The 21,603-nt window shown below is 48.7% G+C and carries 21 protein-coding genes; 7 read left to right on the top strand and 14 right to left on the bottom strand.

Annotation, left to right across the window (positions count from 1 at the left end; all coding sequences use genetic code 11):
- Nucleotides 1-7 precede the first annotated feature (7 nt).
- From sscB to spiC, 11 genes are all read right to left on the bottom strand, one after another.
- The gene (sscB, locus tag ACLD4F_RS02070) at nt 8-442 is read right to left on the bottom strand and encodes a SycD/LcrH family type III secretion system chaperone SscB (protein ID WP_000979963.1); all 435 of its coding nucleotides are present in this window, start codon (nt 440-442) and stop codon (nt 8-10) included.
- Nucleotides 443-493: 51 nt separating this feature from the next.
- Entirely contained in the window at nt 494-910 is a 417-nt protein-coding gene (sseE, locus tag ACLD4F_RS02065) for an LcrR family type III secretion system chaperone SseE (protein WP_023209473.1), read from the bottom strand.
- Nucleotides 911-912: 2 nt separating this feature from the next.
- A complete protein-coding gene (gene sseD / locus ACLD4F_RS02060; protein ID WP_079944243.1) occupies nt 913-1,500 on the bottom strand; it encodes an SPI-2 type III secretion system translocon protein SseD in 588 nt (195 codons plus the stop codon).
- A gap of 15 nt (nt 1,501-1,515) precedes the next feature.
- A complete protein-coding gene (locus ACLD4F_RS02055; RefSeq protein ID WP_079981158.1) occupies nt 1,516-2,970 on the bottom strand; it encodes a type III secretion system translocon protein in 1,455 nt (484 codons plus the stop codon).
- A 2-nt stretch (nt 2,971-2,972) separates the two neighbouring features.
- The gene (sscA, locus tag ACLD4F_RS02050; RefSeq protein ID WP_411010652.1) at nt 2,973-3,446 is read right to left on the bottom strand and encodes a SycD/LcrH family type III secretion system chaperone SscA; all 474 of its coding nucleotides are present in this window, start codon (nt 3,444-3,446) and stop codon (nt 2,973-2,975) included.
- Nucleotides 3,443-4,033, bottom strand: coding sequence for an SPI-2 type III secretion system translocon protein SseB (sseB, locus tag ACLD4F_RS02045; protein WP_079981157.1), 591 nt, complete (start codon nt 4,031-4,033; stop codon nt 3,443-3,445). The genes sscA and sseB overlap by 4 nt, the downstream gene beginning before the upstream one ends.
- Nucleotides 4,034-4,039: 6 nt before the next feature.
- Complete coding sequence (gene sseA / locus ACLD4F_RS02040) at nt 4,040-4,366, bottom strand: SPI-2 type III secretion system chaperone SseA (RefSeq protein ID WP_000972855.1); 327 nt, start codon at nt 4,364-4,366, stop codon at nt 4,040-4,042.
- A gap of 202 nt (nt 4,367-4,568) precedes the next feature.
- Nucleotides 4,569-4,811 (bottom strand): YscE family type III secretion system co-chaperone SsaE, encoded by a 243-nt coding sequence (gene ssaE, locus ACLD4F_RS02035; RefSeq protein ID WP_000210204.1) that lies wholly within the window; start codon nt 4,809-4,811, stop codon nt 4,569-4,571.
- 7 nt (nt 4,812-4,818) lie between these two features.
- Nucleotides 4,819-6,030: a SctD family type III secretion system inner membrane ring subunit SsaD gene (gene ssaD, locus ACLD4F_RS02030; protein ID WP_079965543.1), complete on the bottom strand. Its 1,212-nt coding sequence runs from the start codon at nt 6,028-6,030 to the stop codon at nt 4,819-4,821.
- Nucleotides 6,011-7,504 carry an SPI-2 type III secretion system protein SpiA gene (gene spiA, locus ACLD4F_RS02025; RefSeq protein WP_079944246.1) on the bottom strand — a complete coding sequence of 498 codons (1,494 nt, stop codon included), beginning with the start codon at nt 7,502-7,504 and terminating at the stop codon, nt 6,011-6,013. The genes ssaD and spiA overlap by 20 nt, the downstream gene beginning before the upstream one ends.
- A 1-nt stretch (nt 7,505) precedes the next feature.
- Nucleotides 7,506-7,907 (bottom strand): SPI-2 type III secretion system protein SpiC, encoded by a 402-nt coding sequence (gene spiC, locus ACLD4F_RS02020; RefSeq protein WP_001562740.1) that lies wholly within the window; start codon nt 7,905-7,907, stop codon nt 7,506-7,508.
- 400 nt (nt 7,908-8,307) lie between these two features.
- Between spiC and ACLD4F_RS02015 the strand changes: the two genes are divergently transcribed.
- The 4 genes from ACLD4F_RS02015 (at nt 8,308) to mlrB (ending at nt 13,777) form a co-directional block, all read left to right on the top strand.
- On the top strand, nt 8,308-11,070 hold the full coding sequence (locus tag ACLD4F_RS02015) for a two component system sensor kinase (protein WP_411010651.1): 2,763 nt from the start codon (nt 8,308-8,310) through the stop codon (nt 11,068-11,070).
- A gap of 30 nt (nt 11,071-11,100) precedes the next feature.
- Entirely contained in the window at nt 11,101-11,739 is a 639-nt protein-coding gene (locus ACLD4F_RS02010) for a two component system response regulator (protein WP_000666334.1), read from the top strand.
- Between the two features lie 178 nt (nt 11,740-11,917).
- Nucleotides 11,918-12,646: a MerR family transcriptional regulator gene (locus ACLD4F_RS02005; protein ID WP_000122318.1), complete on the top strand. Its 729-nt coding sequence runs from the start codon at nt 11,918-11,920 to the stop codon at nt 12,644-12,646.
- 171 nt (nt 12,647-12,817) lie between these two features.
- Nucleotides 12,818-13,777 carry a transcriptional regulator MlrB gene (mlrB, locus tag ACLD4F_RS02000; protein WP_001060723.1) on the top strand — a complete coding sequence of 320 codons (960 nt, stop codon included), beginning with the start codon at nt 12,818-12,820 and terminating at the stop codon, nt 13,775-13,777.
- Between the two features lie 95 nt (nt 13,778-13,872).
- Here mlrB and fumD read toward each other — a convergent pair whose 3' ends face one another.
- The 3 genes from fumD to ttrS all read right to left on the bottom strand — a co-directional run bounded on the left by fumD (nt 13,873) and on the right by ttrS (nt 16,556).
- Nucleotides 13,873-14,085 carry a fumarate hydratase FumD gene (gene fumD / locus ACLD4F_RS01995; protein ID WP_000165779.1) on the bottom strand — a complete coding sequence of 71 codons (213 nt, stop codon included), beginning with the start codon at nt 14,083-14,085 and terminating at the stop codon, nt 13,873-13,875.
- Nucleotides 14,086-14,182: 97 nt separating this feature from the next.
- Nucleotides 14,183-14,803, bottom strand: a complete 621-nt coding sequence (gene ttrR / locus ACLD4F_RS01990; RefSeq protein WP_000190927.1) for a tetrathionate respiration response regulator TtrR — start codon at nt 14,801-14,803, stop codon at nt 14,183-14,185.
- Nucleotides 14,778-16,556 (bottom strand): tetrathionate respiration histidine kinase TtrS, encoded by a 1,779-nt coding sequence (ttrS, locus tag ACLD4F_RS01985; protein ID WP_350388240.1) that lies wholly within the window; start codon nt 16,554-16,556, stop codon nt 14,778-14,780. The genes ttrR and ttrS overlap by 26 nt, the downstream gene beginning before the upstream one ends.
- A 181-nt stretch (nt 16,557-16,737) precedes the next feature.
- Between ttrS and ttrB the strand changes: the two genes are divergently transcribed.
- The 3 genes from ttrB to ttrA are packed head-to-tail and all read left to right on the top strand — an operon-like array spanning nt 16,738 to nt 21,550.
- Nucleotides 16,738-17,472 carry a tetrathionate reductase subunit TtrB gene (gene ttrB, locus ACLD4F_RS01980; protein WP_411010650.1) on the top strand — a complete coding sequence of 245 codons (735 nt, stop codon included), beginning with the start codon at nt 16,738-16,740 and terminating at the stop codon, nt 17,470-17,472.
- On the top strand, nt 17,473-18,495 hold the full coding sequence (gene ttrC, locus ACLD4F_RS01975) for a tetrathionate reductase subunit TtrC (RefSeq protein WP_000149766.1): 1,023 nt from the start codon (nt 17,473-17,475) through the stop codon (nt 18,493-18,495). It abuts the gene before it with no gap.
- Nucleotides 18,488-21,550 carry a tetrathionate reductase subunit TtrA gene (gene ttrA, locus ACLD4F_RS01970; RefSeq protein ID WP_080094942.1) on the top strand — a complete coding sequence of 1,021 codons (3,063 nt, stop codon included), beginning with the start codon at nt 18,488-18,490 and terminating at the stop codon, nt 21,548-21,550. The genes ttrC and ttrA overlap by 8 nt, the downstream gene beginning before the upstream one ends.
- The last annotated feature ends 53 nt before the right edge of the window (nt 21,551-21,603 follow it).

Here is a 21,603-nt window from a genome sequence, read left to right as displayed (position 1 = left end):
CTGTTATTTAAGCAATAAGAGTATCAACCATTATTTGCGCATTCTGGCGAATCTCACTCCATGAGGCATCCGCATAACTCATCTTGATTGCGGTTTGAAAAGCCTCTCTCGCCAACCCGGGTTCCCCCATCATTTTGAGACAGACGCCCGTTTGGTAAACCGGCTCTGGATGGCTGGCATCCAGCATCAAGGCATGTCCATAGAAATTAATGGCCGTCGTGTATTCTTTAAGCATCATCCAGGTGCCAGCTAATGCAATATGGGCACGCCAACTCCATGGCTGGGCCATCACCAGCCAACTAAAATCGATTACGGCGCGCGAATAATCCCCCTCCTGCCATGAGGCGTAACCACTGGCATAAACGGTTTCCGGATCAACGGATAATAGCTGTTTCAGAATGTCTTCGGGTATTTTATTTTTCTGATCTTCTTTCATCATCATACCTATTGATTGTTATTTTCACGTGATAATGATTTACGTCAGGAAGGTTATTTAAAAACGTCGCTGGATAAGATGCTCGGCGGATAAAACTGTCCAGTTATCGCCATCAAGCTGTGTAAAGGTCGCTCCCATTACTGTCAGGATGCGCAATAATTTCCTGCGTAGCATGGCTTTTTTTTCATCCAGAACGTCGGTGATTATCAACATCTTTAAACATGTTAACTGCGGGTGATGCACAAATATCCCGCGTAAAAGTCCCAGTAAGCGAAACAATTGCTGTGGTCGAGGTTGCCCGGGCGTCAGGCGCCTGAACTCACAAATAATCATTTCTTTTGCCTCAATACGATAGATCACCAGGTAAGGCGATAATATAAACTGTTGCCCAAGTAATATGGCGGTCTCCCCTAAATATGCAGGCTCAGTAAACACCTGATGCCGACGCAACCATTGCTCTATTTCTTGCACCATGTTTACCTCGTTAATGCCCGGAGTATTTCAGCAAGAACCGCGACCAGTGACGACCCCACGCCCATGATTTGTTGCATAATTTCAGTTGCTTTCTCCATAATTTCCGTCAGGGATTTATTATAAGATTGGGCCCCATTTTGTTGCAGGTCGGCAATCGCTTTATCCTGATCACTTTGACGTTGCGCTACACCAGCCCCCAGGCCCATGACGCCCCCAGCTGTGTGGCCTACGGCTTGACCCGCTATAAGACCGGTTTCCCCGCCTACAGCCCCTAATCCTATCGTCAGCACGCCCGACAATATTGCGCCACCCGCAGTAATCATTGATGCTCTAAACGCTTCATCAATTGTTTTCATTTGCGTCTGTAAAACATTGACTTGCAGTTCCCAGCCCAGCCGTTGTTTTACTACGTTATAGCTGCGCATGATATCGCGCAACTTTTTGGCAAGCTCCATTAGCTTCGTCCAGATATCATCAAATAACAGAAGCATTGATTCAGTACCCATTCCCTCCCTGGAGGGAGCTTGACTGGAAGAAGGCGTTAACAAGGAAGGTGCTGGTAATACCAGTGCTACGTTACTCGCTTCCATATTTTTATCCTCAGATTAAGCGCGACAGCCAGCTATTCTCGCCTGAACGCTACTATAGTGATCAATGGTATCTAATACATCTCTAAGCGCGGCACCGCTACTCTTATAAAGCTCCTCTAAGCGTTTTTGTTCTATCTTTTTTTGGTCTTCCGTTTGTTGCATTATGAAATCCAGAAACCGTTGCTGAGTTATTAATTGCTCTATTTTCTTTTCGAGCTTCGCTTTTTCTGTGTTAACCATGCCAGTATTCATCTGACTGGCGCCCTCGGTTGCACATCTGATAGCCTGTAAGCCTTTAAATGAACAATCACTCAGTAAGGCATACAGGATTTTTTTGAACATATTCCAGAGAACTTTATTACGAAAATTTTTTAACAGAAACTTTCCCCCTTCTTGCGCACATTTTTCCAGGGCTTCTTTTGCCGCTTCTTTTGCCATGGCTTTCACCCCCTCTTTCGTAAAACTTTTTCCCGCATTTTTTGTCATATTATTTTCTACCTTACGAGAAAACTCAGCAGACTCCTCTTCCATCTCGCCCGGCGAAACCATTTCACGTTCAATCGCCTCAAATTGTTTGGAAAACTTTTCGCTCACCTCTTCGCCAAACTTTTCAGCCAACTCCTCTATTTCTGCTTCCCCTGCACCAACCATACGCTCAACCATTTCTTCGCCTAAGCCGGAGTCAAGCACTTTTGCAGCTGCGCCAGATAAGCCTCTCGTCGCCATAAAAGCACGACCAATCTGGAAAACATCCAGTGCCATCGCGACGACTTCACAACCAACTTGAATTTTACTTGCCACGTCAATAATCGCCTGACAGGTATCGTGGTCAGCACCGCACATCATTGCCGTTTCGGCTCCGGCTTTAACCATTCCTGCACAACCTGCGGCTATATAAGCTACGCCGCTAGCCATTTCTGCGGGATTACCGGACAGAAAACCTTCCACAACTTTTAAGGCGCCAATCACGGTTTCAAATATGCCAGTAAGCCAGTCAAAAATAGCGCCAAAAATGCCCGCTTTACGCGCTTTATCCTCCTGCTCTATCGCTTTCTGGATCTGCTCCTGATACTCCTTTACCTGCTTATTACGCAATGCATTTTGCACCTCAGTTGCCCGCTCAAGCTGTTGGCATAACGATTGGGCGTTATTACCAAAGACGTTGAGTATTAATGTCGTCATCATCATTGATAAAACAGCGGGATTGGTCTGCAAAAAGTCAGGCAATGATGGACGCTTATGATTTCCGGGTACGGCATCAAGCAGTTGCTTCAACGCATTGCTTGCCTCCTGAAGACTAATTTTCCCTGATAGCAGAGACGTGGCGTTGCCATCGCCAAAAGTAGAATTCACACGATGCTGGCGCTTTCCCAGCGAACCCGAGGAAACGCAACTGACATTGCTTAAGTGATGATGTGTTAAGGCGGTTACTCCTGCGGCGCTATCGCTATTACTGTGAATTCGATTCATTTTTAGCTCCTGTCAGAAAGTTGCTGTAACATCTTTTCTGCACGCAATCGGAGGATTTGATGTTCACTGACCTCGCCGCAAATACGCACCACGGCCTTTAACGCTTTTATTGCATAACAAACGTTATCACACGCGAGGTAGCATTCCGCTGCGGCCCATGGCGCCTGCGGCGCATCAATCTTAATTTGTGCCGCGCGTCCATAAGCGTATATCGCTTCCCCCCAATGTTTTTGAGCCTGGCAGCATTCCCCTAACCGAAACCAATAGTCAAATGACCAGGCATCATATATCGTCAGCAATTGAAAAAGTCGCGCTGCGCCGGCGAATTCTTTTACCTCCATAAGCTGCATGGCATAGCGATACAGAGTATTAAGCGGCAGTGTAACATCGTCATCCAACAACATACGCAGCGAGCCGCCACGCCGGAAAAACCGCATCGTGTCATGTGCCTGTTGTAGGGTCGGGTCTTTTTTCATGAATACGTTTTCTGCGCTATCATACTGGAAATCTCCCCCCACTTACTGATAAGCCCCGTCAGTTGGGTAAGGACAGCGTTAAGCTCCTGAGACATTTTTTGAATTATTATCTGCCCCTGACTCATAAGATCGGTATTCCGGTTGGCATCGTTATCCAAAGCCGCTTTGACCGCCTGTAGACCACCTTTATCCAGCTTCCCATGATCGCCATATTTAGCCATATAATCCTCAATGGTCATACCATCGATGAGAATACCATTATCATGCATGTATTTAATTACGTCCTCAGGCACCTCCTCTTTGGTTTTAGCATCTCCCTTGGCTGCTTTAGCAATCACCTCATCCATCTCATTTGACTTTTCCTGGGTATTTCTGGCACGTTCAGCGTTCTTCTGGACTTCAATAAATTTATCGTTTGCAATAGCCTGAATAACCATAAGGAGAATAAGCAAAACACCATACCCTTCGGCAAACGGATTTTGCTGGGATAAGTCATCCTGCCCCCCGGTATCAGTGTTGCTAACGCCGAAACTATTTTTAAACACAATAGGGTTTTGACTTCCCCATAAGATGTTTCCTGAAGACATTATGCTTTACCTTTTTGTTTTTCCTGACGGTATCTCCACCGGGGCTTGAGCATTAAGTTGTTTCAGTCGTACTTCAAGTTGTTTAAACAAACTTACTATTTTCTTTAAATCCTTCTCGGCCTCCTGGTTAACCCCGGCAACGCCTTGTGGAAATAGGTTATGAAGAATACTCTCTGTCTCTCTGCTCTTTTTGGGGCTCTCTGCCCTTTCAGCAAGCTGTTGACTCACCTTAGCCCGGATTTGGTGAAATTTTTTAAGACAGTGATTTAGCTGCATGTAACTTTGCTCTAAATCACGATATTCACTAAACGCAGCCTTTTTCTTTATCATCATTCCCCTCCATATACACGATAGATAATTAACGTGCTAACTAAGAGCCTATCCCATTAGGGCTATTTTACTTGCCATTTTGGACCTGGGCAGTGCTCAAAATCCTCACGTACTACGTGTACGCTCCGGTTTTTGCGCGCTATCCGTGTCCAGGCTGGCTGCGCCAATTAACGCCTGGTGGGATAGGCTCTAAGATATTTTTACTTTACTCTTGCTCACTCACTACAAGTGCGCTGTTATGGTAACGATAATAAATAATGTTGATGATATTTTCGGCCTGCTCGATCGCTTCAAGCAATAAGGTGTTTTGCTGATATTGCTGCGGATCCTGTAACCTACCGTTGTTCTCTTCTAACTGTTTCCGGGCAGCCCTTAATTGTAAAATTATGCCTTTGGCCTCTTCACGCGAATGAAGCAGCAAATCTTCTAACCGGGTCAGAGTTGTCATTTTCCACTCACTTAAAATCTAATGAATAGTTAATCAAAGTATCATTATGTTTAATCGTTACCACATCGGCACTCAGATGGACAATTTCTCCCCCATTGGGTAACAATGCCCCTACACGTAAACGCTCTTTATTCGTCAGTAATAAGTAATTACCATGGCGACTCTGTACAAAGCCAGCCACTGGCGCAGGCAGATACTTGCTTTCATCATGAGAAGGCGCAATATCTTGATAAATTAAAGAAAGAGCGGGGTCCTTTTTCTTTAATGCTGCTAACGTTTCTTGCAAAATGCGTTGATGAGATTCATCCAGTACACCACTGATAACAAAAGAGCGCCGCATTGGCGTAACATTGACAAGCCCCACTAAACCGTTCTCTATTATCGCAGAAATAATATCATCCCCCTGAGACTGATGAGAATGACTAATCTGCCAGTGCAATAAGCCGGGAATATCTGCAAGTAATGGTTGAACCTTACGCCATTGCTGATCCATTTGTATATCATCATGAATTAACACGCTCCCCGGCCCTTCGCTGGATACTTCAGCATGCGGGTAACCCATTTTTATCAAAACATCCTGCACTTCTCGTATCAATAAGTCATCACAGATTACACCATCCCGATACATGACCCCCCATGATTCGAGAGTCGCTCTCACCTTTTGCATCTGTTCGCTTGACGAGCAATAACCGGACAACTGCAGGCTTCCATCTTCTTTCCATTGTGCCCGCACATAATGAATATTGCTTTTGTCTAATAAAAACTTAACCCGCAAAGGTAAGTCATTTACCGTTTCAGGCTGACCACTAATACTTAACAGGACACCCATTCCACCGATGAAAATCAAGAATACGCCAGCCAACCACCAGTACCCTGATCTGGAAACGGGTATTTGATAATCAGCAAGTTCACAATCCTGTTTACCAAACGCGATAGCCACTCCCGCAACCTGCAAAACCCCACTGGATGGTAGCGGCTTATTTGGATTAAATCTGCGGCCATTAACTCTAACTCTGGCTTTCCCGGCATCAACAAATAAACTATCTGCCTGTTCTCTCAGAATAATTTTTTCATTTATAGCCAGCGGAATACAAATATCGCATCCCTTCTCCCCCAGTGACAGGTTACCTTCATTCAGCCATACTTCCCGGCCTTGTAAAACGTGACCTAAAAAACGTATTTTCCAGGAACTCTTTGGATTAACCATGAGATATGCCATTATTTACTACTGAGGCTTTAATCAAAAAAAGCCTGATTACACTATGTACTTGAGTCGTATCATTGCGAAACAAATGACCTACGACAGGAATATCGCCCAATAAAGGGATTTTGTTTTGCGAGTGGATTTGTTTACCTTGTTTAAACCCTCCCAGCAATAGGCTTTGTCCGGCCAATAATGTGGCTTGCGAAGCAATTTCAGAATTTTGCACTTCGGGTAGCGGATCTGCTTCGCTTTGCGTATCACTTTGTTGTCCATCCTGAATATTAAGATTAAGCATTATTTTTTGCGTGCCATTGTCATTTAACAAGCGAGGTGTAACGCGCAACAAAGAACCCGTAGTGATGGATTCAAGTTTAGCCACTTTTTCTCCCTGCAGTTTGGTATAGAAAGTAATATTTTTATCCAGCACAGCCTGGATATTATTTAAAGTCACCACAGATGGCTGGGAAAGTACATAAGCCTGAGAGCTTTTTTCCAGTGCATTCAAACGCACCATAAAGTTTGAGGTATCGCTGATTACCGTTGAAAAACCGCTAGCACCACCGTCATTCAAACCTGTATTGAACGCAATTTTCTTGCCACCCAGCGACACTGCCGTTCCCCAGTCGATGCCTAACTGGTTAATATCTCCAGCATTAACATCGATAATTTTCACCGAAATCTCTATCATCTGCTGGCGTTGATCTAATTCTGTGATGAGTTTCCGATACCCGGCCATATTGGCCGCATAATCACGAACGATCACTGCATTCTGGCGTGGGTCGGCAGCAAACATGGGCAATGCCTGTGTAGCGGGTGAACCATTGGTCGTCGATGACGCCGGTACGCTGGTTTTACTCATCTCACGCAATACACTCACGACCCCTGGAACCACGACGGACTGATCGCGATATTGGTATTGGGTATCCATCGCAGTGGCATACTTAAGCGTGTATATACTTACACTCACCGCACTGTCTTTTCGTTTGATTAACGCATTATCCAGCACTGAAGCTAATTGACTAATACGAGTCAGACAGCTGGGAACACCACTCACCTCCACAGCTCTGGTACCGGTAATTTCTTTAACCTCGCATCCCGGTGATGAAAGGATATTCTGGCTGCGTAAGTAATGAATGAACCGTCCAGTAGATAAAATATTGAAAGTGATAACCTGATGTTTTAATAACGATGCAGGATATACATATAACATGCTACCATCAAACCAGGTAAGCAAATCATATTGTGCTGCCAGGTTATTCAAAATATCGACCGGTGGTCCAGGCGGAATTTTTCCACTAAATGTAGCTGTTATCAATGGGCTAATAGTAATAGCCGTATCATAGTTCTCTGAGAGCAGATGTAAAACCTCTGCTAATGGCATTTGTCTGGCATAAAGGGTGAAGTCATTACCTTTCCATGATAACTCATCACTCTTTGCTGTATTGAGTATAAATAGTAAAATTAAGATTAAACGTTTATTTACTACCATTTTATACCCCACCCGAATAAAGTTTATGGTGATTGCGTATTACATTTTTTAAAATGCAAGTTAAAGCCAGGTGTTTTTCTATCTCAATAGCAATAAGCTCAGAGCTACTACTTGTGGTATAATAACCGTTTAACCATCCCCCATCCGCTGTGAGCTGTATAGCATAATCATGGACGTCCGGGTGTGCTGCAAGCAGTAGTGTCACATAGGCAAGACAAGGCTTAGGTAAGCTTTCCAGGTCATTTAAGAACAAAGAAATAGAAAATGCTTCTGAGAAAATTTCTCCTCTGGCAGGATGCCCATCAATAGTCATTATCCAGGATCGGCTATTACCTTCGGCCTTGATATCCTGAATTAATGGAATGCCTTTTAAAACTGCCAGCATGAATCCCTCCTCAGACATAAATGGGAGTTTCTATCAAATTCGCTCACAACCACATCCGTAAAAAGCCTGATTCACATTTATTTCGACTATACTCTTCTTGTACAATATCAGGATGCTGTCTACATATACCTTGTCACAGGCGATTCTATCATTCGGATTTTCCGATAAATTCACAATTACACTTTCAGCATTGACATAAAAAATTACAATTTGAAAAATTATTTATTAAATAAACTGTTACGATGTTTTTACATCGCCACCTTATTAAAAAGTAATTGTAGTCATCGACTGGGTTATATATGAAGAAATTTATCTTCCTAATGATAACACCATCGATTAATCTTCTGATGAAACTATATGTACTGCGATAGTGATCAAGTGCCAAAGATTTTGCAACAGGCAACTGGAGGAAAGCATTATGAATTTGCTCAATCTCAAGAATACGCTGCAAACATCTTTAGTAATCAGGCTAACTTTTTTATTTTTATTAACAATAATAATTATTTGGCTGCTATCTGTGCTTGCCGCAGCTTATATATCAATGATTCAGAAACGGCAGCATATAATAGAGGATTTATCCGTTCTATCCGAGATGAATATTGTACTAAGTAATCAACGGTTTGAAGAAGCTGAACGTGATGCTAAAAATTTAATGTATCAATGCTCATTAGCGACTGAGATTCATCATAACGATATTTTCCCTGAGGTGAGCCGGCATCTTTCTGTCGGTCCTTCAAATTGCACGCCGACGCTAAACGGAGAGAAGCACCGTCTCTTTCTGCAGTCCTCTGATATCGATGAAAAAAGCTTTCGTCGCGATAGTTTTATTCTTAACCATAAAAATGAGATTTCGTTATTATCTACTGATAACCCTTCAGATTATTCAACTCTACAGCCTTTAACGCGAAAAAGCTTTCCTTTATACCCAACCCATGCCGGGTTTTACTGGAGTGAACCAGAATACATAAACGGCAAAGGATGGCACGCTTCCGTTGCGGTTGCCGATCAGCAAGGCGTATTTTTTGGGGTGACGGTTAAACTTCCCGATCTCATTACTAAGAGCCACCTACCATTAGATGATAGTATTCGAGTATGGCTGGATCAAAACAACCACTTATTGCCGTTTTCATACATCCCGCAAAAAATACGTACACAGTTAGAGAATGTAACGCTGCATGATGGATGGCAGCAAATTCCCGGATTTCTGATATTACGCACAACCTTGCATGGCCCCGGATGGAGTCTGGTTACACTGTACCCATACGGTAATCTACATAATCGCATCTTAAAAATTATCCTTCAACAAATCCCCTTTACATTAACAGCATTGGTGTTGATGACGTCGGCTTTTTGCTGGTTACTACATCGCTCACTGGCCAAACCGTTATGGCGTTTTGTCGATGTCATTAATAAAACCGCAACTGCACCGCTGAGCACACGTTTACCAGCACAACGACTGGATGAATTAGATAGTATTGCCGGTGCTTTTAACCAACTGCTTGATACTCTACAAGTCCAATACGACAATCTGGAAAACAAAGTCGCAGAGCGCACCCAGGCGCTAAATGAAGCAAAAAAACGCGCTGAGCAAGCTAACAAACGTAAAAGCATTCATCTTACGGTAATAAGTCATGAGTTACGTACTCCGATGAATGGCGTACTCGGTGCGATTGAATTATTACAAACCACCCCTTTAAACATAGAGCAGCAAGGATTAGCTGATACCGCCAGGAATTGTACACTGTCTTTGTTAGCTATTATTAATAATCTGCTGGATTTTTCACGCATCGAGTCTGGTCATTTCACATTACATATGGAAGAAACAGCGTTACTGCCGTTACTGGACCAGGCAATGCAACCCATCCAGGGGCCGGCGCAAAGCAAAAAACTGTCATTACGTACTTTTGTCGGTCAACATGTCCCTCTCTATTTTCATACCGACAGTATCCGTTTACGGCAAATTTTGGTTAATTTACTCGGGAACGCGGTAAAATTTACCGAAACCGGAGGGATACGTCTGACGGTCAAGCGTCATGAGGAACAATTAATATTTCTGGTTAGCGATAGCGGTAAAGGGATTGAAATACAGCAGCAGTCTCAAATCTTTACTGCTTTTTATCAAGCAGACACAAATTCGCAAGGTACAGGAATTGGACTGACTATTGCGTCAAGCCTGGCTAAAATGATGGGCGGTAATCTGACACTAAAAAGTGTCCCCGGGGTTGGAACCTGTTTCTCGCTAGCATTACCCTTACAAGAATACCAGCCGCCTCAACCAATTGAAGGGACACTATCAGCGCCGTTCTGCCTGCATCGGCAACTGGCTTGCTGGGGAATACGCGGTGCCCCCCCCCACCAGCAAAATGCGCTTCTCAACGCAGAGCTTTTGTATTTCCCCGGAAAACTCTACGACCTGGCGCAACAGTTAATATTGTGTACACCAAATATACCAGTAATAAATAATTTGTTACCTCCCTGGCAGTTGCAGATTCTTTTGGTTGATGATGCCGATATTAATCGGGATATCATCGGCAAAATGCTTGTCAGCCTGGGCCAACACGTCACTATTGCCGCCAGTAGTAACGAGGCTCTGACTTTATCACAACAGCAACGATTCGATTTAGTACTGATTGACATTAGAATGCCAGAAATAGATGGTATTGAATGTGTACAATTATGGCACGATGAGCCGAATAATTTAGATCCTGACTGCATGTTTGTGGCGCTATCCGCTAGCGTAGCGACAGAAGATATTCATCGTTGTAAAAAAAATGGGATTCATCATTACATTACCAAACCAGTGACATTGGCTACCTTAGCTCGCTATATCAGTATTGCCGCAGAATACCAACTTTTACGAAATATAGAGCTACAGGAGCAGGATCCAAGTCGCTGCTCAGCGCTACTGGCGACAGATGATATGGTCATTAATAGCAAGATTTTCCAATCACTGGACCTCTTGCTGGCTGATATTGAAAATGCCGTATCGGCTGGACAAAAAATCGATCAGTTAATTCACACATTAAAAGGCTGTTTAGGTCAAATAGGGCAGACTGAATTGGTATGCTATGTCATAGACATTGAGAATCGCGTAAAAATGGGGAAAATCATCGCGCTGGAGGAACTAACCGACTTACGCCAGAAAATACGTATGATCTTCAAAAACTACACCATTACTTAATATTATCTTAATTTTCGCGAGGGCAGCAAAATGAAAGAATATAAGATCTTATTAGTAGACGATCATGAAATCATCATTAACGGCATTATGAATGCCTTATTACCCTGGCCTCATTTTAAAATTGTAGAGCATGTTAAAAATGGTCTTGAGGTTTATAATGCCTGTTGCGCATACGAGCCTGACATACTTATCCTTGATCTTAGCTTACCTGGCATCAATGGCCTGGATATCATTCCTCAATTACATCAGCGTTGGCCAGCAATGAATATTCTGGTTTACACAGCATACCAACAAGAGTATATGACCATTAAAACTTTAGCCGCAGGTGCTAATGGCTATGTTTTAAAAAGCAGTAGTCAGCAAGTTCTGTTAGCGGCATTGCAAACAGTCGCAGTAAACAAGCGTTACATTGACCCGACGTTGAATCGGGAAGCTATCCTGGCTGAATTAAAGGCTGACACTACCAATCATCAACTGCTTACTTTGCGCGAGCGTCAGGTTCTTAAACTTATTGACGAGGGGTATACCAATCATGGGATCAGCGAAAAGCTACATATCAGTATAAAAACCGTCGAAACACATCGGATGAATATGATGAGAAAGCTACAGGTTCATAAAGTGACAGAGTTACTTAACTGCGCCCGAAGAATGAGGTTAATAGAGTATTAACCAGGGGCATCCGATGGTATTAAGCATTGGTCATATTTTGATGAGCCTTACGCCACGCAGTATTGCTCATCATCGACAAAATCCATACGGATGCCCTGGTATGCCGCACCATTTATCACTACCTTAGTCTTCATTTAATCATGATATAGTAGAATCCCCTTATTTAACGGGCTTTACCATGTCGTATTCTATCGGCGAATTTGCCAGACTATGCGGTATCAATGCCGCCACGCTAAGGGCATGGCAGCGACGCTATGGTTTATTGAAACCGCAGCGTACTGATGGCGGGCATCGCTTATACAGCGATGACGATATTCGACAAGCGCTTAGCATCCTCGACTGGGTGAGAAAAGGCGTACCGATAAGCCAGGTCAAACCCTTACTGTCGCGTCCGGTCATTCGCCTGGGCGATAACTGGATAACGATTCAGGAGACGATGCTTCAACATCTCCACGAAGGGCGAATTGACGCGCTGCGGCAGTTGATTTATGACTGTGGCCGGGAATATCCCCGCGCAGAACTGGTGACCCATTTATTGCGTCCGTTGCGCAGCAAAGTGTCCGCGCATCTTCCCGCCGTGATGACGCTGCGCGAAATACTGGATGGCATCATTATTGCCTACACCTCTTTTTGCCTTGAAGGCGACAGAAAAGCGCCTGGCAACAATGCCTTTATTAGCGGATGGCATCTCTCGGATCACTGTGAAATCTGGCTGGAAGCGTTGACTCGTACCGGACAAGAGCTGCGGCTCAATGTGCTTCCCTCTCCACCAGCCATGCTGGCGCCCGAGCTGTTCGCCCAGAGAAAATGGTTCCTGGTGACCACCGGAAAGCTCACTGCCGGGCAGAAAAAACAGCTTGCCCAGTGGCGCAACGTGGTCGCTTCGCTGGAGGTTATCACACTATAAGCGCTGAAATAGATTTCTTCCCCTCATTCTATCTTATTGATATTTAACTACGTCAAAAAAATCCCCGCGAAAACTTAGACAAAAAAACAAAGTTGTGTAAGTTTTAAATCAGCGTGAGATAACATTTTGCACCATTGGCGTCAGTCGTCGTACTTTCAATAAGGGGGAATCATGAATAACAAACCCGTAGTCGGCATTAGCGGATGTCTGACTGGCGCCGCGGTACGCTTTGATGGCGGACATAAGCGTATGGATTTTGTCATGAACTCTCTGGCGCCGTGGGTGGACTACAAACCGATCTGCCCGGAGGTGGCGATCGGCCTGCCCGTGCCTCGCCCTGCGCTGCGTCTTATCCAGACGACCTGTGGCGACATTCGGATGCGCTATAGCCATGCCCCGCACGATGACGTCACCGAGCGAATGAATGCCTTTGCCGATCGGTTTCTGCCAACAATAGGCGAACTGGCGGGGTTTATTGTGTGTGCAAAATCGCCCAGTTGCGGAATGGAGCGCGTTCGCCTGTATGATGAAAAGGGTAACAGGGGCCGCAAAGCTGGCACGGGGCTGTTTACCGCCGCGATGATGGACAAATATCCCTGGCTGCCGATAGAGGAAGATGGTCGCCTGCACGATCCGGTACTACGCGAAAATTTCATCGCACGTATTTTCGCGCTACATGAATTAAATGCGCTACGCGCGCAGGGCTTGAGTCGTCACAGTTTGCTCGCGTTTCATAGCCGATACAAACTTCAGCTTCTCGCCCACCACCAGGCCGGCTACCGCGAAATTGGCCCTTTCGTCGCGCGTCTGCATGAGTGGGACGATCTGGATGCCTTCTTTGTCCGATACAGAGAAAAACTGATGGCTATCCTGCGCCACCCCGCTTCACGTAAAAATCACACCAATGTGCTGATGCATATCCAGGGCTATTTTCACCGCGCGTTGAACAGCAGGCAACGCGCGGAATTACGCGAGGTGATTCTCGGCTACCGGGCGGGCCGACTACCTATCCTGGCACCGTTAACGCTGCTGAAGCACTATCTGGCGGAACATCCGGATGACTATCTACGCAGCCAGAATTATTTTGAGCCGTACCCTGATACATTAGGGCTGCGCTTAGCCATCACCTGATAACCCTGCGCATCGCTAACGGCGGGTAACCAGCCCGCCATGGTGACAATCGCGACAATTCAAAGGCGATTTCGTTATTGCCACCCTGATAGCGGCTATGACCGCGCCAGAGCGTTAATCACGGTTTCCATAGCCTGTTTTTCTAACGCGCTACGTTGGATGCGTTGATTCGCCAGCGCGGTTCTTAACACGCCCGCAATAACAATATATTTAGGCTCCTGCCCCAGATCGCGCATTTCCAGCACGACCTTGCCCACCACCCGGCACATCTCGCGGTACAGTTCGTCATCTTTTGTCGGTTTTGTCATACGTTTTACTCGTCGCCAGCTCAAACCAACAGAATATAACAGTCTTCTCAATTAAACAAAATTTGATGCAAATCAAAGAAATAACGCAGTTTATTATTCATGGCTCATACGTTGTTCGTATTCTGGTCTCTGGCGAGGCCATTTTTTCGAAACGCCTAATCAGTTCCGCCAGGCTACCGGCCTGCATTTTTTCCATGACTCTGGCGCGGTGCACCTCTACGGTACGCACCGCGATATTCATCGCTTCCGCAATTTCCCGGTTCATAAACCCTTTTGCCACCAGGCTGGCCAGCTCACGCTCTTTCGGCGTCAACTGCTGGTAACACAGTATAATCTCACGGCGCGCCACCGCTGCCGATGAAACCGTCAGCGCACGCTCCAGCGCCGCCTGTAGCGGTTTTACCGATACCGGTTTTTGCAGAAAATCGACGGCGCCGCGTTTCATCTGCTCCACGGCCATCGGTACATCGCCATGCCCGGTAAGAAAAACAACCGCCAGGGTACTTCCGCACTGGCGCAACGCATCATGAACGCCCTGCCCATCCAGTACCGGCATTCGCATATCCAGTAATACGACCCCGGCCTGATACAGACTGGCCTGCGCCAAAAAATCCGCCCCCTGCGTCCAGCATTTTACGTCATATCCCAGACTTTCCAGTAAAAACGCGCACGCGTTAGTGACCGCCGTATCATCATCCAGTAGATGAATTGTCGCCATCCCTGCCCCCATGTTCATGTAAGAAATGTATCGTGACCACCGTTCCCGACAGACCGTCCGGCGCGGTCTGGTTCCTGATGCTGATATCGCCCCGCCCATACCGCACCAGCCGCTGGCAAATCGCCAGCCCTAAGCCCATCCCCTCTTTACGGGTGGTCATAAACGGCTGAAACGCCTGACGTAATAGTGCCTCATCGATTCCCCCGGCGTTATCCTGTAAAACAATACTGATGCCGTTTTCAGTGCGTTCAGCAACGACCCATAAATGGGTGGCGCCCGCCTGAGCCGCATTAAGAATGATATTCGCCAGCACCTGTTCCAGCAGCACTGACGGCAGCGTTACGCGCAGCGCAGCGCTAACCTCGGTATGCAGAGTCACTGTCGGAAATTGTTGCGCCATACGCAACAATTGCCAGACATGATCAATCGCCTCGCGAATGGCTATGGCCTTCCACGCTTCGGTTAGCACCGGGTTGCCCTGCGCCTGGCTGACCCAGTGACGCAGGTTACGCAGAGTATCCGCACCGCGTTGCGCCTGCTGGTCAATCTGCTCCAGCGCCGGCAGCAAGGGATGCTGTTCATCTGCAGCGCGCAGTCGAATCAGGCACCCCTGGGCATAATGTCGAATCGCGGAAAGCGGCTGATTAAGCTCATGGGCAAACCCGGAGGTCATTTCACCCAACACGCTCATTTGCCGGGCGGTTTCCAGCGCCCGCTCATGCTGATGAAGGACTACGCTATTACGTTCCAGTTGCTTTCCACGTCGACGCACCAGCAGCATGACCCAAATATAATTGAGCGTGAGCAACAGGAACGCCAGAATCACGCCGCCGACCATTAGCTGGTGCTGGATTAACCAACTTTTGACATCCAGCCACAGTCGACGCTGCTGAGGGTGCTGACGAACATCACGCAGCAACGCTTCCACCTGACTGGTCGACGCTGGCGCGCCCCAGTGAAATGACGCAGCGGCGGGCGCGTTGAATAGCGCTCGCGTTACGCGATCCGCCAGCGCATCGCTTACCGCAGGTAGCGCCGCGAACGACCAGTCAGGATATAACGGCGTACTGGTTAAGCAAGGCAGGGGCGTCGGTCGGGAAAGCAGCGCGATAAAGTCCTTTTTATTAATCAATCCTTCCTGATCCATATTTTCTAACAGACACACTGGCACAATTGCCGCCTGCACCGCTTTTTCGCGCAGCATATAGATTAAGGCATCGCCAGGAAATCCGGTAAAACGAAGATGAAAATCGCGCTCCGGGCGTAAGCCCGCGTCGCTGAGCGCTTTATAGCCTAATAAATAGCCGCCAAACGCCTGAGCATCAATCGCGCCGACTGTCTTACCGATGAGATCATGCGCCGTGGTGATGCCGCTATCGCGCCGGGTCAAAATCACGCTGCCAATAACATTACTCACCGCTTTCCCATCGCGCGTGGAGCGCAGGGAAGCTAACCAGCGGAGCGGCGCATGGCTGTTCAGTTGGACAAATTGCGCCGGGTTGGTTATCACAAACTGCACGGTTCCCTGGTTAACGGCTTCCTGCATTTGATGCAGATCCAGCGGCTGGATATGAAAGGTTTCGCCTGGAAGCTGTTGGCTTAATGTCTTTGCCAACGGTTGCCAGTGGCTGCGCGTAGACGCCTCGCCGCGCATGGCCAAAATACCGATACTCCACGTCCCTGCCCACGCGCCATGACAAAGTAGCCCTACTGCCGCCAACACCGCCAGGCGCCTTACGGTTTTACCTCTCACCCCAATATCCCTGTCAATTATGTTGTTTTAGATCAACAACAAGCCGGGTATGTGGTTAACCACAATAGAGCACACCCCGTCTCGATTTTTACACTGTAAATCATCAACATTTTTTATTCATTACACATGAACCAACATCGTGACAAATGTTTCATTGTTGGCAATGTGGACGGGAGTCAATATGGACAGCAGTAAACGGCAATTTCTCCAGCAGCTCGGCGTCCTGACCGCTGGCGCCTCGCTGGTTCCGCTGGCTGAAGCGAAATTTCCTTTTTCGCCGGAGCGGCATGAAGGCTCTCCCCGACACCGTTACGCCATGCTTATCGACCTGCGGCGTTGTATCGGCTGTCAGTCCTGTACCGTAAGTTGCACTATTGAAAACCAAACGCCGCAGGGCGCGTTTCGTACGACCGTGAACCAATACCAGGTCCAGCGTGAAGGTAGTCAGGAAGTCACGAATGTGCTGTTGCCGCGTCTGTGCAACCATTGCGATACCCCCCCCTGTGTGCCGGTCTGCCCGGTACAAGCCACCTTTCAGCGGGAAGATGGCATTGTGGTGGTGGATAACAAACGCTGCGTCGGCTGCGCCTATTGTGTCCAGGCGTGTCCTTACGACGCCCGATTTATCAATCATGAAACGCAAACTGCCGATAAATGCACGTTTTGCGTCCATCGTCTGGAAGCCGGGCTGTTACCCGCTTGCGTAGAGTCCTGCGTCGGCGGCGCGCGTATTATTGGCGATATCAAAGATCCCCATAGCCGCATCTCCACCATGCTTCATCAACATCGCGACGCTATCAAGGTATTAAAGCCGGAAAACGGCACGTCGCCCCATGTTTTCTACCTGGGTCTGGACGACGCCTTTGTCACCCCATTAATGGGCCGTGCGCAGTCCGCGCTTTGGCAGGAGGTCTGAATGACGCATTCACTCATCATTGAAGAAGTGCTGGCTCACCCGCAGGACATTAGCTGGCTGCCGTGGGCGGTACAATATTTCTTTTTTATTGGCATTGCCGCCTGCGCCGCACTGTTTGCCTGTTATCTTCACTGGCGGAAAAAAGACGCCGCAACAGAAGAAAATCGGGCATTACTGATTGCCATTACCTGTGCGATTACCGCACCGCTGGCGTTGACGGCGGATCTGCACCAGACCGCCCGCGTCTGGCATTTCTATGCCTGGCCGACGCCCTGGTCGTGGATGCCCTGGGGAGCGTTGTTCCTGCCGCTGTTTACCGGATTTCTCGCGCTGTGGTTCCTGGCGCAGCAGATAAAACGATTATTCAATAAAAGTTACAACGTCACAAAATGGTTGGCGTTAGCCAGCGCGCTTTGCGCGGTGGGCCTGTTGATTTATACCGGCCGCGAAGTCTCCGTTGTGCTGGCGCGCCCAATCTGGTTTAGCTACGCCTTCCCCGTGGCGATGTTTCTTAGCGCCTTACAGGCGTTCTTCGCGCTGATGATTGTCGCCGCCCGACGCGACTCGGTAAGGCTGCCAAAAATATTGTGGGGACAACTCTGGACGCTGGCGGCGCTGGGGCTGGTTGTGGCCATGTGGGTTAGCGGCGATACGCTTTCCGGCACGGCAATCCGTCAGTGGATTACTGTCGCCCTGTCAGCCAAATATTACGCTGTCGGCTGGCTAGCGCTGTGGGTATTCACACTACTGTTCTGTAGCCTGGCGCTACGTCATCCGTTATCGCAGCTAAGACGCGTCCTGCTGGTTCTGAGCGCGCTGGCGCTATGTTGGCTGATGCGCTGGACATTGTTGATTCAGGTACAAACCGTACCCAAGTTCAACGCGCAATTTAACCCTTACTCGTTACCAGGCGGAACGGATGGCTGGCTGGCTATTCTCGGCACCTTCGGCCTGTGGATAGCGCTACTGATTATTATTCGTGAAACGCTGAACGGACTCACCAGGAGATTACAACATGGCTAATTTAACCCGTCGTCAGTGGCTAAAAGTCGGTCTCGCCGTCGGTGGGATGGTCACTTTTGGTCTGAGCTACCGTGATGTGGCGAAACGCGCAATTGATGGCCTGTTAAACGGGACGTCCGGCAAGGTAACGCGCGACCGCATCTTTGGCAATGCGTTAATTCCGGAGGCGCAGGCGCAAACGCACTGGCAGCAAAATCCACAACAAACCATCGCCATGACGCAATGCTTCGGCTGTTGGACACAGTGCGGTATCCGCGCCAGGGTAAATGCCGATGGCAAAGTGATACGCATCGCCGGCAATCCCTATCACCCCTTGTCGCAGGAACACCCGATTGACTCATCCGTGCCTTTTAGCGAAGCCATGGAGCAACTGGCGGGAGAAAGCGGTCTTGACGCCCGCTCAACCGCCTGCGCGCGCGGCGCCACGCTGCTGGAAAGCCTGTACAGTCCGCTGCGACTGCTTGAACCAATGAAACGCGTGGGTAAACGCGGCGAAGGGAAATGGCAGCGCATCAGCTTTGAGCAGCTTATTGAAGAAGTCGTGGAAGGCGGCGATCTGTTTGGCGAAGGTCATGTGGACGGACTGCGCGCTATTCATGCGCCGGATACGCCAATTGACGCAAAGCATCCCAGTTTCGGGCCCAAAACCAATCAGTTACTGGTCACGAATACCAGCGACGAAGGCCGCGATGCGTTTCTGCGTCGTTTTGCGCTAAATAGCTTCGGCAGCAAGAATTTCGGCGCGCATGGCGCCTACTGTGGACTGGCTTACCGGGCCGGCTCCGGGGCGCTGATGGGCGATCTGGATAAAAACCCGCATGTCAAACCCGACTGGGAAAACGTGGAGTTTGCGCTCTTTATGGGCACCTCCCCGGCACAGTCCGGTAATCCCTTTAAACGCCAGGCGCGTCAGTTGGCGAGCGCCCGGCTGCGTGAGAATTTTCAATACGTCGTGGTCGCCCCCGCCCTCCCCTTATCAACGGTGCTCGCCGATCCTCGCGGTCGCTGGCAACCGGTCATGCCCGGCAGCGATTCGGCGCTGGCAATGGGGATGATCCGCTGGATCATGGATAATCAACGTTATAATGCTGATTATCTGGCGATTCCCGGCGTACAGGCGATGCAGCAGGCCGGCGAGCAAAGTTGGACCAACGCCACGCACCTGGTCATTGCGGATGAACTGCCGACGCTTGCCGGACAACACCTGACGCTACGCCATCTTACGCCCGATGGCGAAGAGACCCCTGTCGTACTGAATACCGACGGCGAGTTGGTCGATGCCTCCACTTGCCGACAGGCACGGCTTTTCGTGACGCAGTACGTTACGCTCGCCGACGGCCAACGGGTCACGGTGAAGAGCGGGTTGCAACGCCTGAAAGAGGCGGCAGAAAAGCTCTCGTTGGCGCAATACAGCGAACAGTGCGGCGTGCCGGAAGCGCAAATTATCGCGCTGGCGGAAACCTTTACCAGTCACGGACGTAAAGCTGCGGTCATCAGTCACGGCGGCATGATGGCCGGCAATGGGTTTTATAACGCCTGGTCGGTCATGATGCTTAACGCGCTGATCGGCAACCTCAGCTTGTCCGGCGGCGTCTTTGTCGGCGGCGGCAAATTCAACGGCGTTAGCGACGGTCCCCGCTACAACATGAACAGTTTTGCCGGAAAAGTGAAACCGTCAGGGTTAAGTATTGCCCGTAGCAAAACCGCTTATGAAGCATCGGAAGAATACCGCAACAAAATTGCCGGCGGGCAATCTCCTTATCCAGCCAAAGCGCCGTGGTATCCCTTTGTGGCAGGCCAGCTTACCGAACTGTTGACCTCCGCGCTCGAAGGCTATCCTTATCCGCTTAAAGCCTGGATTTCCAATATGAGCAACCCGTTTTACGGTGTTCCCGGTCTACGCGCCGTGGCGGAAGAAAAGCTAAAAGACCCTCGCCGACTGCCGCTCTTTATCGCGATTGACGCCTTTATGAATGAAACGACGGCGCTGGCGGATTACATTGTGCCGGATACGCACAATTTTGAGAGCTGGGGCTTTACGGCACCCTGGGGCGGCGTAGCCAGTAAAGCCACTACCGCCCGCTGGCCGGTTGTCGCCCCCGCCACTCACCGAACGGCGGACGGGCAACCTGTCTCAATGGAAGCATTTTGTATTGCGGTAGCAAAACGGCTCCATCTGCCCGGCTTCGGCGACCGGGCGATAACCGATCCGCAGGGCAATACTTTTCCACTGAACCGGGCGGAAGACTTCTATCTGCGCGTAGCCGCTAATATCGCCTTTATGGGCAAGACGCCGGTCGCGCTGGCAAATCAGGAAGATATTTCGCTTACCGGCGTCAGCCGCATTCTGCCAGCAATTCAGCACACGCTTAAAGCTGATGAGGTCGGTCGCGTGGCGTTTATCTACTCGCGTGGCGGCCGGTTTGCGCCCGAAGATAGCGGCTATACGGAGCAACGATTAGGTAACGCGTGGAAAAAACCCTTACAGATCTGGAATGCAGATGTCGCCGCCCACCGTCACGCCATCACCGGGGAGCGTTTCAGCGGTTGCCCGGTCTGGTATCCGGCGCGTTTGTCAGATGGTCGTGCGATTGACGACCAGTTTCCCATTGGGCAATGGCCGCTGAAACTGATTTCATTTAAATCAAATACCATGTCCAGCTCAACAGCCGTCATCCCGCGCTTACACCATGTGAAGCCAGCAAACCTGGTGGCGCTGAATCCGCAAGACGGCGAGCGTTATGGACTGCAACATGGCGATCGGGTACGGATCATTACGCCGGGCGGTCAGGTCGTGGCGCAAATCAGTTTGTTAAATGGCGTGATGCCAGGCGTCATCGCCATCGAACACGGATATGGCCACCGCGAGATGGGCGCAACGCAGCACTCTCTGGACGGCGTGCCTATGCCGTATGATCCACAAATCAGGGCAGGCATAAATCTTAACGATCTGGGCTTTGCTGATCCGACAAGAACCATTACCAACACCTGGCTCGACTGGGTTTCCGGTGCGGCAGTACGTCAGGGGCTGCCGGCAAAAATCGAGCGTATATAACCCCAGGGCCGGAGAGCGATATCGTCTTATTTCGTCGAGGGTAGCGACTGATA

Origin of the sequence: Salmonella sp. 741265050_HSA (assembly GCF_046569445.1) — a bacterium.
GTDB lineage: Bacteria > Pseudomonadota > Gammaproteobacteria > Enterobacterales > Enterobacteriaceae > Salmonella > Salmonella enterica.
Note: the sequence above shows the minus strand (reverse complement) of the source record. Positions and strands in the feature narration are given on the sequence as shown.